At 56.3% G+C, this 15,066-nt stretch carries 11 protein-coding genes; 5 read left to right on the forward strand and 6 right to left on the reverse strand.

Annotation, left to right across the window (positions count from 1 at the left end; all coding sequences use genetic code 11):
* Nucleotides 1-259 precede the first annotated feature (259 nt).
* From typA to OSO_RS0133870, 4 genes are all read left to right on the forward strand, one after another.
* Entirely contained in the window at nt 260-2,095 is a 1,836-nt protein-coding gene (typA, locus tag OSO_RS0133855) for a translational GTPase TypA (RefSeq protein WP_010587296.1), read from the forward strand.
* 221 nt (nt 2,096-2,316) lie between these two features.
* Nucleotides 2,317-3,237, forward strand: coding sequence for an NAD(P)-dependent oxidoreductase (locus OSO_RS0133860; protein WP_029247759.1), 921 nt, complete (start codon nt 2,317-2,319; stop codon nt 3,235-3,237).
* Between the two features lie 177 nt (nt 3,238-3,414).
* Nucleotides 3,415-4,302 (forward strand): 4-hydroxy-tetrahydrodipicolinate synthase, encoded by an 888-nt coding sequence (gene dapA, locus OSO_RS0133865; RefSeq protein WP_029247760.1) that lies wholly within the window; start codon nt 3,415-3,417, stop codon nt 4,300-4,302.
* A gap of 73 nt (nt 4,303-4,375) precedes the next feature.
* On the forward strand, nt 4,376-5,701 hold the full coding sequence (locus OSO_RS0133870) for a GspE/PulE family protein (protein WP_010587299.1): 1,326 nt from the start codon (nt 4,376-4,378) through the stop codon (nt 5,699-5,701).
* 271 nt (nt 5,702-5,972) lie between these two features.
* Here the strand turns inward: OSO_RS0133870 and OSO_RS0133875 are convergent, their stop codons facing one another.
* The 5 genes from OSO_RS0133875 to OSO_RS0133910 all read right to left on the reverse strand — a co-directional run bounded on the left by OSO_RS0133875 (nt 5,973) and on the right by OSO_RS0133910 (nt 12,227).
* On the reverse strand, nt 5,973-7,298 hold the full coding sequence (locus OSO_RS0133875; RefSeq protein WP_010587300.1) for a nucleotide sugar dehydrogenase: 1,326 nt from the start codon (nt 7,296-7,298) through the stop codon (nt 5,973-5,975).
* Between the two features lie 360 nt (nt 7,299-7,658).
* Nucleotides 7,659-8,669, reverse strand: coding sequence for a 3-oxoacyl-ACP synthase III family protein (locus OSO_RS0133880; protein WP_010587301.1), 1,011 nt, complete (start codon nt 8,667-8,669; stop codon nt 7,659-7,661).
* A 450-nt stretch (nt 8,670-9,119) separates the two neighbouring features.
* Entirely contained in the window at nt 9,120-9,911 is a 792-nt protein-coding gene (locus OSO_RS46200) for an acetyltransferase (RefSeq protein ID WP_083843050.1), read from the reverse strand.
* 300 nt (nt 9,912-10,211) lie between these two features.
* Nucleotides 10,212-10,457: an acyl carrier protein gene (locus OSO_RS0133900; protein ID WP_010587303.1), complete on the reverse strand. Its 246-nt coding sequence runs from the start codon at nt 10,455-10,457 to the stop codon at nt 10,212-10,214.
* Nucleotides 10,458-10,961: 504 nt separating this feature from the next.
* Nucleotides 10,962-12,227 (reverse strand): Gfo/Idh/MocA family protein, encoded by a 1,266-nt coding sequence (locus tag OSO_RS0133910; RefSeq protein ID WP_010587304.1) that lies wholly within the window; start codon nt 12,225-12,227, stop codon nt 10,962-10,964.
* Nucleotides 12,228-12,640: 413 nt separating this feature from the next.
* Here OSO_RS0133910 and OSO_RS48955 point away from each other — a divergent pair, with 413 nt between their 5' ends.
* On the forward strand, nt 12,641-13,651 hold the full coding sequence (locus OSO_RS48955; RefSeq protein WP_157605846.1) for a cyanophycinase: 1,011 nt from the start codon (nt 12,641-12,643) through the stop codon (nt 13,649-13,651).
* 258 nt (nt 13,652-13,909) lie between these two features.
* On the opposite strand, the gene OSO_RS0133925 is transcribed toward OSO_RS48955, so the two are convergent.
* Nucleotides 13,910-15,031 (reverse strand): peptidylprolyl isomerase, encoded by a 1,122-nt coding sequence (locus tag OSO_RS0133925; RefSeq protein ID WP_010587306.1) that lies wholly within the window; start codon nt 15,029-15,031, stop codon nt 13,910-13,912.
* Nucleotides 15,032-15,066 lie beyond the last annotated feature (35 nt).

Consider the following 15,066-nt stretch of genomic DNA (forward strand, 5'->3'; position numbering starts at 1 on the left):
CAGGGATTCCGTTGATCGAGAATCCGTGCAAAACAGACCAGTCTAGGTCAAAAACGGGCTTCACTCGGGCTGTACGATTTGCTAGAATCCCAATGCTTCACTGCAACCTGCGCGCCAGCCCTGTGTGTGAAGAGCTGTGCCAGCCAGAGTCTGCCCGCCGTGAGTCTTCTTGCCACGACTTCCTTCCCCGGCTGATTTCTGAGCAATTTCCGTTTCCACTGGTCCGCTTCCTGCCCGGAAGCCCGCTCATCGAGTCGCTATGAATACCCGACGTTCAGACATCCGCAACATCGCCATTATCGCACACGTCGATCATGGAAAGACGACACTCGTTGACTGCCTGATCAAGGCCAGCGGGCAGTTTCGCGAATCGCAGGTTCAGCAGGACTGTATCCTGGATTCAAACGATCTAGAACGCGAACGCGGGATTACGATTCTTGCCAAAAACATTGCACTCAACTACATGGGTGTGAAGATTAATATTATCGACACGCCCGGCCACGCCGACTTCGGTGGCGAAGTCGAACGCGTGCTGCAAATGGCGGATGGGTGTCTCGTCCTGGTTGATGCCTTCGAAGGTCCCCGCCCTCAGACGCGTTTCGTGTTGCAGAAGGCGCTCGAAGTCGGTCTTCAGCCCATCGTCGTCGTCAACAAGATCGACCGATCCGACGCTCGACCCGACGACGTTCTTTCCGAAACGTTTGACCTGTTTGTCGAACTTGGTGCGGACGACGCAACGCTCGATTTTCCTTATATTTTCGCCAGTGGTCGCGCCGGATTCGCCACACACGATCCCGCCGTTTTCGGTGACACGATCAAGCCGTTGCTCGATATGATCATCGAGAAAGTGCCTGGTCCCGCGACGAACAGTGCTGGTCCCTTCCAGATGATGGTCACATCGCTGGCCTACTCCGAGTTCGTCGGCCGCATTGCGACGGGGCGAATCGTCGGTGGTTCGATCAAGCCGGGTCAAAAAGTCGTGCTGATGAAGGCCGACGGATCAAAGGTAAACGATCAGGTCGTCACGGTCGAGTTGTTTGACAAGCTGGGCCGGGCGGCGGTGGAAGAGGCGACGGCGGGTGACATTGTTGCCTTGACCGGTCTCGAAAAGCCTGAAATTGGCGATACCGTTGCCGATCCATTGAATCCGATTGCTCTGCCACGCATCAGCGTTGACGAGCCTACTCTGTCGATGCTTTTCACGATCAATTCGTCGCCTCTGGCGGGTCAGAATGGCGGCGGGAAGTACCTGACCAGTCGGCATATCCGGGCACGGTTGATGCGAGAGCTCGAATCCAACGTCGCGCTGCGAATCGAAGAGTTCGGAGAAAAAGATGCTTTCAAGGTCTCGGGCCGCGGCGTGTTGCACCTGGCAATTCTGATCGAAACGATGCGACGCGAAGGTTATGAGTTGTCCGTCGGAAAGCCGACCGTCATTCGTAAGCCGATCGACGGCAAGATGTGCGAGCCATTCGAAATTCTTGTGATCGACGTTCCAACCGACTACGTCGGTCCGGTCATGGAAATCGTGGGCAACCGTCGCGGCGAATTGGTCGAAATGACGGCCAACGATCACGGTTCGACTCACTTGGAGTTTTCGATCCCCTCACGCGGTCTGATCGGGATTCGAACCCGCATGCTGAACGCGACGAAGGGCGAAGCGGTCATCCATCACCGGTTCGAACAGTACAAGCCGGTTGAAGGCTCAGTGCCACATCGCCAGAACGGCGTGCTTGTTTCTCAAGAACGAGGTCGCGCGGTCGGGTTTTCATTGTTCAAGCTGCAAGAACGTGCCGAAATGTTCGTCGGCCCCGGCGATGACGTCTACGAAGGCATGATCGTTGGTGAGAACTCACGCGATAACGACATGGTTGTAAATCCCATCAAGGAAAAGCAGTTGACCAACATGCGTGCTTCAGGGTCGGATGAAAATATCCAACTGAAGCCGCCACGAAAGATGTCGCTGGAAGCGGCTCTCGAATACATCGAAGACGATGAATATGTCGAAGTGACCCCGCAGGTCATTCGGTTGCGTAAAATCCGCCTGACGGAACAAGAACGCAAACGGGAAGTTCGCAGTTCCGCGAACGCCTGATCACTGCGGTGTTCAATTTGAATCGATCCGGCCCCCAGCGCTCGATGCGTCTGGGGGTTGTTTTTTAGTTCATTGGGATCTCAACCGAGCGGCGTTGGACCGGCTGTTTAGGTGAAAAGGGGATAAAGGAGCGGTATACTTCTGCTTCCAGACGATGTGTGCCAAACGGGCCGCGAATGTCGAGCGACCTTGATTCCGGAATCAGCAACAGGACAGACACGATGATGCCAGCGGCGATCAAACCCGGTACGACTCGAATTGGTTGGATTGGGACCGGCGTCATGGGGTCAAGCATGGTCGGTCACCTGATCGGTGCCGGCTATTCTGCGACGGTGTTCACTCGATCGAAAAGCAAAGCCGAACCACTGATTTCGCGTGGTGCGGCTTGGGCGGAAACACCCAAGGCGGTGGCCGAGCAATCGGATGTGGTGTTTTCGATCGTGGGTTTTCCGAGCGACGTTCGCGAAGTAATGCTTGGGGCCGATGGGGCGCTGGCTGGGTCGAAACCCGGAAATATCCTGGTGGACATGACAACCAGCGAACCTTCCCTGGCGGTTGAGATCTATCAGGCGGCTCAGACGAAGAATGTGCATAGCGTCGACGCGCCGGTTTCGGGGGGAGATATCGGGGCAAAGAACGCCACGCTGTCGATCATGATTGGGGGCGACAAGCCGATTGTCGAAAACCTGATGCCGCTCTTTAACGCGATGGGAAAGACCCTTGTGTATCAAGGCGGTGCGGGGGCTGGGCAGCACACCAAGATGGCGAATCAGATTCTGATTGCCACAAACATGATCGGCGTCTGTGAGTCGCTGCTGTACGGTTATAAGGCGGGGCTTGACCTGCCCACGATGCTTCAATCGGTGGGACCCGGTGCCGCGGGAAGCTGGTCGCTTAGCAACCTTGGTCCCCGGATCATGAACAACAACTTTGATCCCGGTTTTTTCGTCGAACACTTCATTAAGGATATGGGAATCGCGTTGTCCGAAGCCAAGCGGATGGGGCTGAGTCTGCCCGGGCTGGCGCTCGGCGAGCAGTTGTACCTTTCGGTGAAAGCAAAGGGCTGGGGACGAAACGGGACCCATGCGCTCATGCTGGCCTTGGCGGAAATGGCGGGGATGGATTGGAAAAGTCGAAAATAATTCGGCTGAATCACAAATTCGCGATTCTCAGATGATGACGCCGCGGGGCAGAATGTCGCTGTATTGCGAACAATCGCCCCCTTGGAAATTCGACTCAGACAACTCGATTCAGCACAGAACGAGCTCCGAAATCATGGATCTCAATCGGGCTCAACTTCAGAACAGGAATTGCCGCAGATGACACGCAAGGGGGAACAATTCGCCGGGTTGACCGTCGCCATCGTGACACCGTTCAAGGACGGCAAGGTCGACGAGCCCGCGCTGAAGAAGATGGTCGATTGGCAAATCGCCCAGGGGACGAACGGTTTGTGCCCGGTGGGAACGACAGGCGAAAGCCCGACGCTTTCGACGGAAGAACACGAACGTGTGATCGCTGTCGTTTGCGAACACGCCGCCGGCCGCATCAAAGTCATGGCGGGAACGGGATCGAACAGCACTGCCGAAGCGATCAAGCTGACCAAGTTCGCGAAGTCGGTCGGAGCCGACGGCGCGATGATGGTGGCGCCGTACTACAACAAGCCAACGGGTGAAGGCTTCTATCAGCACTATCGCGCCGTTGCTGAAGCGGTCGAGATTCCGATTATTCTGTACAACATTCCGGGCCGGACGGCCAAGAATATGGAGCCCGACGTCGTGGCTCGGATTGCCGAGATTCCGTCCGTTGTTGCGATCAAAGAAGCGACCGGTTCGATGGACCAGGCTTCGCAAACTCTGGCTCAGACGAATTTGACCGTTCTCTCAGGCGACGACAGTCTGACGCTGCCATTGCTGGCGCTGGGCGGCAGCGGAATTGTGTCGGTCGTGGGGAACATCGTTCCGGGTGATATGGTTGAGCTCCTCAAGGCGTTCAAGGCCGGGAACATTGCCGAAGCCCAACGCTGGCATTTCAAGCTGTTCGCGCTCTGCCGCGACATGCTGGGAATCGCGACGAACCCCATTCCCGTGAAGATTGCGATGAAGATGCTCGGTCGCGACACGGGTGAACTGCGGTTGCCGCTCACGCCGCTGTCGGCTACGGAAGAGACGCGGCTGCGAAAGACGTTGACCGACTATGGTTTGATTTAATCCGCTGCGCTTGTCGGTCGTCGAAGGATCAGTGTCATCCAACGTGCGCGTCGATTGAGAAAGAGGTTTTGGAATGGCTTGGGGATTTGGAAAGAAGCAGCGCCAGCCCGACAAGGATGATGACGACGAAGATGAAGATGACGAGGATGTCGATCTTGTCAATTTTCAGGGGGCGATGTTCGATCGCACGACGGACATGGCAGCGAACGCGCGACTTGTGCAAGCGGCGCTGCGGCCCACGAAAGACCTGATCACCGACGCCCTGGAACGCCGCGCCGAAATTTTGCGGATGGAGATCAAGGGTGAAAAAGCCCAGGTGGCGCTGTCGATCGACGGTCTGCCCTATTCCGGCGGCCGAATGCCCAAATCGCAGGCGAACGCGATTATTCAGATGTTGAAAGTCTTGTGCGGCCTGGACGCACGACTGCGGGGCCGACCGCAATCGGGTGGGGTCAAAGCCGAATTCCAGGGCACGAAGTATGAACTCGCCGTGGAAGTTACGCCGCAGGCCGAAGGGACGGAACGGCTGACCGTCAGGATTCGCAATCTCAGCATCAAGCTGGAAACACCCAACGATCTGGGTTTCGGCGAGCCATTGCGGCAAAGCATCCGTGATCTGACCAGCAATCGACACGGGTTGGTGATCTGTTGCGGGATGCCCGGTACGGGTGTCACGACGACAACCTACGCCGTGCTGCGCGGGATTGATGTCTATCTGTACTCGATCTATTCGATCGCCAAGACTTCGCGCGAACTGCTGAATATCAAGCAGTTTGAAGTCAATGCAGGCGATAGCCTGACGCAGTCGATGATGCGTATGATGCGGGAAGAGGCCGACGTCATTTTTGTTGATCCGATCCGCGACGCCGAAACGACGAAAGAGCTGATGGGCGTTGCCAATCGCATCTGCATCGTCAGCGAGATGCAGGCGAAGGACTGTTCGCATGCGATTGCACAGCTAACCCAATGGTCCGGCGATCCTCAGCTGGCCAGCGAAACCATTGACGGTGTGTTCAGTCAGAAGCTGGTCCGATTGCTTTGTACCCAGTGCCGGGAAGCGTTCCGACCGAATCCGAAGCTGCTCGAGAAGGTGGGACTGCCGCCCGAAACAAAGATTCTCTATCGCAAGGGTGAGCCGATCGTCGACGAAAAAACCGGCGAAGAATCCGAGCCCTGTGACAAGTGTGGCGGCGTTGGGTTCTATGGTCGCGTCGCAATGATCGAAGCAATTCTCGTGACAGACCCGATTCGCAAACTGATTGCAACCGGGGCGCCACCCGATCAGATCAAGACGCTGGCTCGTGCGGAAGGATGCCTGACATTCCATCGTGACGGCCTGCGGCTCGTCGCCGAAGGGAAGACGTCTCTGGAAGAATTGCAGCGCGTGTTCAAGGGGTAGCGCAATTCCAGTTTCTTCTCGTTACCAAGCTCCTGCTTGGTAACGCTTCCTGCAGCCAAGAAGCGTGCGCAATGGTCGTCGCGACGCTTCTCGGCTACTGAAAGCGGAATCGCGAGAGGCGTTACCAAGCGGAGCTTGGTAACGAGGAGGCGAGGAGAAGTTCCCGCTTGGTAACGAGGAGAATCCTCGTCGTTACCACTCATGCTCAGCGATGAAATCAACCTGCCGTGACGCTCTCGCACCGCGGTGGTTGATCGACGTTCTGACGGAATCAGGCTTTGAAGATCTTTTCGCGACCCGCTTTGACGTTCTTCGTCGCGTTGCGGGTGTCCAGGACCATCTTGCTGTGTTTGACGATGAAGTCGTGGTCGTATGCCGAGTGATCGGTGGAGATCAACACGCAGTCCTGGGCTGCCAGATACTCGGGTGTCAGTGGCTGGCTGGTCATCGCCGGCAGGTCAGGATAGTGCCGCATTTTTGGCAATGACGGAACGTGGGGATCGTTGTACGACAACACGGCCCCACGTTTCAGCAGCAGCTTCATCAGTTCGAACGAGGGGCTTTCTCGTGGATCGTCGACATCCTTTTTATAGGCCGCACCCAGGATGCAGATCTTGCTGCCCTTGATCGGCTTGCCGGCGTCGTTCAAGAACTCGGCAAGCTGGCTGATCACGTAATGAGGCATGTGCGTGTTGATTTCCCCAGCCAGTTCGATGAAGCGGGTTTGTTCGCCCCATTTTCTTGCCAGCCAGGTCAAATAGAACGGGTCGATGGGGATGCAGTGACCACCGAGTCCCGGCCCGGGATAAAAGGCCTGGAATCCGAACGGCTTGGTCTTGGCCGCATCAATGACTTCCCAGACGTCGATGCCCATCTTGTCGTAAAGCATCTTGAGTTCGTTAACCATCGCGATATTGACGGCACGATAGGTGTTTTCAAGGATCTTCGCGGCTTCGGCGATCTCCATGCTCGACACGCGCACGACTTTGACCACGGCGTGGCCGTACATGGCGCAAGCCAGGTCCGTGCTCGTGGGATCATGACCGCCGACCACTTTGGGAATCGTCGACGCTTCGAAGTTGGGATTGCCCGGGTCTTCACGTTCAGGGCTGAATGCCAGGAAGTAATCCGCGCCGGCTTTCAGGCCCGTGGCGTTCAGCACGGGCAAAACGTTCTCACGCGTGGTGGTGGGATGGGTCGTGCTTTCGAGCACCACCAATTGACCCTTTCGCAGGGTCTTGGCGATGGAGTGAGCCGTTCCTTCAATGTAGCTCAGGTCGGGGTCACGGCTTTCGTTCAGCGGTGTCGGTACGCAAATGATGATGCAGTCGGCTTCGTTCAAACGCCCCATATCCGAGGTCGGTTCGAACTGTTTTTCCTGAATCAGCTTGGCGATCGCCACACTGTCAATGTGCTTGATGTAGCTTTGCCCGGCTTTCAGCTTGTCGACCTTTGACTGATCGACGTCGAATCCCATGGTCTTGAAGCCAGCCCGGACGAACGCTCGAATCAGAGGCAATCCGACATAGCCAAGTCCGATCACGCCGATCATCGCCTGCTTACTTGCAATCTTCTCTGCAAGTCCGTGTGTGGTCATTGTGAATCCGTTTCTAACAAGAGCCGTATGTGAAGCGGTTATCGATCGGGACGTCAGGACGAAATTCCGTTTCGTCAGACGATGTCTGATCAGGGAAGGGCGGAACCATGCGCGGCGGATTTTAGGAAAGCTGGTGCAACGCGCGAAGCGATCTTTCGCGAAACATCCTCGCCAGACCGCCTATCAGGCGTAGCGTGCCGTGTTGAAGTCGATTCGACACGCGTTTTTGGGGGTGTTTTCCGGTCTGTTCCTTCAGGAATCCGCAATTTGGCTGCTTGAATGGCCTCGTGTCCGAAGGACGCACTCCGCCACCCCTGGCGGGGCCCATTCGGATTGGCGGACTTCCGTCACTGCGATTCCTTAGTCGGGTTGGTATCGCAACAGGCATGCCCCCCATGAATAGCCCACGCCGAATCCGACCAGCATCACGCGCATGCCCGGGCGTAACTGTCCCTGGGCGAGTGCCGCGTGCAGGGCAATTGGAATCGTCGCCGAGACGGTGTTGCCGTAGTCTCGCATGGCGATCACAAATCGCTCTTTGGGGATGGCAAGTTTTGTTTGCAGGCGGTTCAGGATGTACTCGTTGGCCTGATGGAATACGTACAAGTCAACATCGTCGCGTTGCAACTGTGCCCGCTGCAACAATTCGTTAACGGCTTTAGGGACCGCCTCGATGGCGAAACTGAAAATCTCGGGGCCGTTCATGTACAGCGTTGCCGGATCATCGGACGAAACGGCCTCTTCGGAAGTGCTGAAATCTTCGGCAGCGCGCAAGGAGTGACGTTTCAAAATCAGATTTTCGGCTCCGCGTCCATCGGTTCCATAGACGTAGGGGCCCATCAATTGTTCCGGGCTGTCGACGCTTTTTAGAAGTGTGGCCGACCCGGCGTCTCCGAAGATCGATCTGACGCCAAAATCGGATTCACTCAGAAATTTGCTGTACGTTTCGCCCGTTAGCAACAACACGCGGGTGGCCTGTCCGGTCTCAATCAGTCCCTGGGCCAGCCCCAGTCCGTAGATGTAACCCGAGCAACCGAGATTGAAATCGAGGGCGCCGATCCCCGTTCTCAGTTTCAGTCGGTTCTGCAGCAGGCAGGCGGTCGTCGGAAGCAGATAATCGGGCGACTGAGTACAGAACAAGATGAAGTCGATTTCCTCTCGTACACAAACGCTGTTCGTGAACAGTTTCTCGGCGGCGTGAAAGGCAAGATCCGACGAGAGTTCGCCTTTCGCGGCGATCCGTCGTTCCGCGATGCCCGTTTTGTCGAGGATTTTTTGGGGAGTCCAGTTGATGGCGAAGCGGACGACTTCCTCGTTCGAGAGGCGGGTGTCGGGCAGTTGGAATTCGACGGCCGCCAACATCGCATGCATGGGATTCGTTCGCCTCAATGAGTTTCAACATTGCCGTCCGGGCCATCGGGGCTGACCCGGCTCACCGGCAATCCTGTGAGCCCCTCATGCGAGGATCCGGTTACGGTTATTTAACAGTCTGTCGGGCGGAAGGGAACAGGTCTCTCAATTCTGGAGATGCCAGAGCGAGCCCATGAGGTGAACTGCGTTCACGTTTGTCGCGTTTCGATGGCGAATTGCCATGCCGCTTCAAATCGGAATTCATGCGTTGATGAACCGCTCTTCAAGAGTAGGCCAACGAGGCTGCAGGCGATGCTCAAGACCTTGTCAGCCGCAATTCTCTGGGCCGCAAGTCCATTGTCATCCCTATAACGTCAGGTGGCCAGGGAAGGGATTGCCGAAACCTCAAGGGCTTCCGGTGCGGACTCGTCGAGCCTTCGCGACCTGACCCGCATTCGTCGTGACCAGGCACTACGCGGCCTTGGTTTCGCTCGCATCAGGATGTTTGGTCCAACTGACGCGTTTCGCGGGGACCCCTAACATGGTCGAATGCGAACGGACATGCCCGATGACTGAACTGCCGGCGCCGATTCGAGCAAACTCGCCCACATGCACTTTCGGTAGGATCACGGCCTGGCATCCGACGAAGACACCACGCTCCAGGACCGATTGGCCCGAGATGTTGGCGTGAGGAGACAACGTGCATCCATCGCTGATGATGGAATCATGGCCCACAACCGTCCCGAGATTCAGCGAAACGAAATCGCCGACTTGCACATTGCAGCAAACGACCGTCATCGGGCAGACAATACAGCCTGCGCCGAACTTGGCATCAGCGGTGATGACCGCTTTGGGGTGGATGTAAGTGGCAAATGTGGCCCCACGCTCCGTAAGCTGCTTTCCAAGCTGAAGCTTGATTGTCGGGTCTGCAATGGCCATCAGTAATCGATCGCCCTGACGCGGCACATAGTCCGATATGCGGTCGACCCAGTAGGGGGCGAGCGAAGGATACGCCTTCAAGCTGTCGCGATTGTCATCCAGAAATCCGATCGGAAAGTCTTGTCCGGTCGACTGAAGTTGCCCCTGCGTCCAATAGTAGATTTCCCGACCGAATCCACCTGCTCCGACGATCAACCAACGCTCGGCATGCATCGGCAAATGTGGCGATCGCTCGCCCGACGCAGACGTCAGGGAGCGACGGACGGCTTCCTGCTGCTGCTCGAACGTATTCGAGTCACCGGTAAAGATCTCGATCGCCATCATTCGAATCCGGGGAATGGATATTAGACTTAACTCACGTGCTTTGTTTTCGACAGCCCCAATTGAAAGTCGTCCAAACTTCGACTGTCGAGATCAAACACGAACCATTCCAGTAGGCAGTACACTGTCGTCTCACGCTCAGAAAAGTTCGAGTCCAGCTCGTATTCCCTTCCCGTCGGCCACATCGTAAATGACGGCAACGTAAGGAATTCGGCGGGGCTTCTAAGCGATCACAGACCGGCGACTAATTAGGAACATTCCGTGTTCTTGAAAAGCGTAGTTTCCACGTAATTCAGGTTTGGTTCAGGCCACCGCCATTGATGAGCTCAGACTTTGAACGAGTGAAAAAAGATTTGCCACAGTCGTGCATTCGTGGATCTGTCGCGGCTTGACGGTGATCCCATAGCAATCGTCGACAAACGCGATCAATTCCAGAAACATCAGCGAACTCCAGCCAGGAGTTTCTTCGACGATGGAACTCAGTTTGAGCGTCCCTACCGTCAGGCCAAACTGGTCTTCCAACTGTCTGAGAAATTCCGCGACGTCCATGTGTCGGATTCCATTCTTCTATCTAGGGAAACGTCTTGGTCAACAAGTCGTGGGCGTATCCTCGCCCCAAGCACTGTCCCAATGCTCCAGCAGTTCGCCGAGGACCTGACCCTTGAAGTCATTCCGTTTTTTGGTTGACTCTTTCGGTTACGGTGAATTTACTTCATCTGCCGTTTAAGTTAACTCGGTTGAATCTGATGACGAACTTGACATTAATGTCAGTCAAACGGCCTGGCCACTGCGCATCGTGCTGGGCTTGGCAAACGTAAATTCGTGATTTGCGAAGAGGTTACGAACTCTCAAGCAACTTTCTGGCTTAGCGGAATTCGCGGCGCCGTTGGTGCTTCGATGGAGTCAAAACGTCTTGATCGATGCGGGCACTTCGTGCCGATGGGTTTGCAAAGACCATCCGCAAACGCATTGGCCTGTCGCGTTCATTTCATCGACCAAGGCCGCTCCACGATGGGGCTTGGCCCCTCGTTTGGCTTGGACAGTGGTGGAGGCTCAATTCAAGAGAACAGGCTGGGCCTGTCCAGGGCGATAAAGGGCGAGCTTCCGGTCGTCGGTGACGCGGACGACACAATCGGGTTCACCCGCCGCATGGCGTTCGAGAATGGCCTCGAGCGCCTGAACCGCAGCCACGCTCTGCCAGTCGGCCTCCAGATCGTTGTAGGCGAGAGCCTGAATTTCCTGAAGGCGTTTGGACCGTTCACTTGCCGGGCCCCCGAACTTCACATAGCCCAGTTCACGTGCAAATCGTTCCAGCACTTCGATTCCGTAACCGCGTTGGGATCGTTCGCCCCATGGCTCGACGAACGTGCCGTTGTAATGGTTGTTCATCGTGATCTTACGAGAAATCGGGGTTTCACCTTCGACCGTGCATTCGACGCCACGTTTGCGTGAATGACCGTTCCAGACCCCGTTATCAAATCGGAACTGAACTTCTTGTTCGACGTATCCGGGGAAATTGTCCGGCGTCACCCACGAAGTGTGGATATCAAAGGCCGCCTCGCGGTGATCGGAATATTCGTAAATCAACCGTAATTGAGTGCTGTCCCAGGTTGGTCCGTCTTTCGGACCCACGATCCCGCGTTGTCCCGTGGCCGTCACCGTCTTCAAACGACCGCCGAACGTGAAGTCGATCAGCTTGATGTAGTGACAGGCGACATAGGTTCCCGGATTTCGCCCCGTAATCCACTCCGAGAACTGGCTGCCCGAGATTTGCTTGGGTTCAAGCAGCGAACAGTAGCCGTGATTGACATGCTTCAGCACCCCATCCACAACCAGCGTTCGCAGCTTCTTGTGGTCAGGATCAAGCAGTTTGTGGTAGACGACTTTCGCCACGAGATTCTGCTGTTTGGCCAGAGCCGTCAATTCTTCGAGTTCTTGCAGTCGCAGAACCGAGGGCTTTTCGATCAGGACGTTGATTCCGGCGTTCAGCAGCTTCCTGGCCACTCCAAAATGCCGATCATCGGGTGTCGCAACGCAGGCAAAGTCGAGTCCGGCGGCGATCAGGCGATCGACCGCGTCATCACCTGAAAAGCTTTCGAAGGGATGCACTTTCGATCCACAGGCCTTCCGATAGGCGCTGGCGCGCCCTCCCGTTTTCGACGCCACCGCGATCAGCGGGACGTCGAGAACTCCGAAACGGCGATCGAAAAGCAGTTCACTGTGGACGCGTTCGAAGAAGGGGCGATAGGTCTCGTCAAAAATCATCCCCATCCCAACCATGCCGGCTCGAAGCGAACGATCTGCAGCGGTCACGCTCATGAACAACTTCCCGAGAACTCAAGGTGCGAAGACAAGCTCAATAGTGCACGCGTCATCATGACTGCGCGAAGTTCGAATGACAAATGACAAGACCGCGCCGTACGGCCCGTGCGAAATAGTCGCTTAGGTTTGGGGCATGACATGAAGGGGCGACGATCGTGCTGCTCTGTGGCGGACAGTTCAACGAAGAGTTGTGATTCGGGGTCCGTTGCTTTGGGGCGGGTAAGCGCCCCATCCGTGTCCGGGCGATTCGGGTTTCTAAAATTCGCGAATTCGGCACTAGCCAGACCATGGTCTCGACGATATTAATTAAAGACAACACGTCATTTGTCGATTCTCTTCGATCTTCGTCGCCATTTCCCATTCGAATTCCGCGTTCGCGTGCAGTCTTGTCTATTCAACAAGGGAAAAAGATGAGCAAAGAGCAGAGATCGTTATGGGGCTCGACGTGGCGTCTGGTCTGCAGCGTGCCCTTGGTGGCGACGGTCGCTGCGAGCGATGGCTTGCCGGTGCGAACGTGCTTCCGCCGACGGGTCCTGTTCTGGTGTGTGATGTTCGTCGTCTCGACGGGAATCGGGGTCTTTGTTCGTGCCGAGATTCACCGTCGAGTGTCGCGCGTCAGCGACTCGTCGCACGGTGTTGCACCGCTTTCCGGAGGAACCTTGCTGATTGCCGGGGGCGGACAACTTCCCAATCAGATCCGTCGGCGGTTCGTCGAACTGGCGGGGGGAAAACATGCAAAATTGGTGATCGTTCCGGCACACGCGGTCGAGCCTTTCGAACTGGTTCAATACCGCGAAGACTGGTTGGACTTCGAAGTCGAATCGGTGGACGTCTTGCATGCGGACTCGCGGACACAGGCGGACGACCCCGAGTTCTCTCGCGTGCTGGAGACCGCAACCGGAGTCTGGTTGAGCGGCGGACAACAGACCTGGCTGGCGGCATGGTATGGCCGCACACGCGTGGAACAGAAATTGAAAGACGTTTTGGCCCGAAACGGCGTCATCGGGGGAACGTCCGCAGGGGCCGCCGTGATGTCGCGCGTCATGATTGCAGGCGGGCGTCGTCAGCCGATTTTGGGGGTGGGGTTTGACCTCATTCCCGGTGCGATCATCGATCAGCATTTTGTGAAACGCAATCGCCTGCATCGGCTGCAAGCGGCGATCGAACAACATCCGGAACGGATCGGGTTTGGGATCGATGAAGGAACCGCGTTGCAGTATGCGGTCACATCCGGTCGATTCTCGGTTGTCGGACAGTCGTGTGTCGCGATTGGAGTGAGTCTTGCGAATGCGGATCAGTCGCCAGAAGTTCGTTTCGAATTCATGAATGCCGGGGACGAATTTGATGTCGAACGTGTGCGCCGCGGCGACGTTCCCCCGCCAACCTATATCGATCTGGAAACGATTTTGATGGGGGATTAAATCGCAAAGTCGGGCCTTACTCGAGACGGATTGCTCGAGTTGTCGACCGGCATTCGAAGAGCTCGTGGGAGATGGATTGATTCGTTCCCACACAACCCGTGATCGCATTTTCAAAATGCGATGGACTCGAAATGCAGCGAACCGCTGACATCGTCAACGGTTCGCTGTGAATTCGACTGAGGACGAACGGCCCGATATTTCAACAGGCCGTGAAGCAGGGGGACTGGCTTCAAGACCAGCATCCCGTCACGTTGGCGTTCAGTTGCGGATTTCTTTCTGAGCGGCGCCGGCGGTCTTTGCGGGACGCGTGGGAGCGGGTTTGGTGCCAGATACAGGCTGAACACCGCCGGTTGGGCCGGCAATACCACCCGTTTTGTCTGCGCGGTTGGTCGTTTGAGTCAGGTAGTTGTCGACCGTGGTCTCTTTCTTGATCTGCTCGAACAGCTTGGCGACCTCGGCCTGAATCTTGGTTTCTTTCAGTTCGTCGTACAGCGTGTCCTTGACCTGTTCGATGTTCGTGACGACAGGCTCGGTGCGGCCTTCGAACTTCAGGATCACGAATCGGCTTGGCTCGACTTCAATCACGCCCGAGATCTCACCCGGTTTTTTCATCCCGAATGCGGCTTTTTCCAGCGTGGTGTTTCCGTTGTACTTGGCGATGGGGGGAATCTGGCCACCCAGAGCACGGCTGCTGGGGTCGATCGACAACTTCGCGGCTAACGATTCGAATTCGTCCGGGTTGGCGTCGAGTTTGTCCCAGCATTCTTGAGCACGTCGCTGATTATCAAACAGAATCATGCGGGCCTTCACGCGAGGTCCATAGTTTCGCACGAACGCTTCTTTCAGATCCTGTTCCGTGATTTCGACTTCTTCGCCAGCCAACTTCTTCAGGGCGATCATCGGGAAGATGACGCTTTGACGATACTGGTTCGGCGAGATGTTGCGTTCGGCCTGCAGCATCTGCAGCCATTGCGCCACATCGAGATTGAACTTCTTGGCGATCCGCGAAATCTCGTCGGTGATTTCTTGTTCGCTGACGGTGATTTTGTGCTTTTCGCAGGCTTGCTGGATGATCAGCCGATGGATCAGGTCGTCGAGTACTTCGCGGCCGAAGCGTTTCACCGCTTCATCGGCGACGGCGTCATAGGTAATTGGTTCATCACCAACTTTTGCCAGGACTTCTGGTTTTTTAACGGTCGAGGCAACTCGCGAAGTTCCCGCAGGGGAATCAGACGCTGCCTGGGTCGTCGAGCTGCGAACGTATTGCATCAGCAATCCGCATGAGACGACGGCGACAGCCGCGCCACCGACCAACCACGTCAAACGTCCTTTGGGCCGGCCGACAGCATTGGTCGTCGGCAGGTGATTCCCTTCACCCATGATCTATCTCCGAAGCGGAAGTGACACCGAACTGT

This window comes from Schlesneria paludicola DSM 18645 (genome assembly GCF_000255655.1).
GTDB lineage: Bacteria > Planctomycetota > Planctomycetia > Planctomycetales > Planctomycetaceae > Schlesneria > Schlesneria paludicola.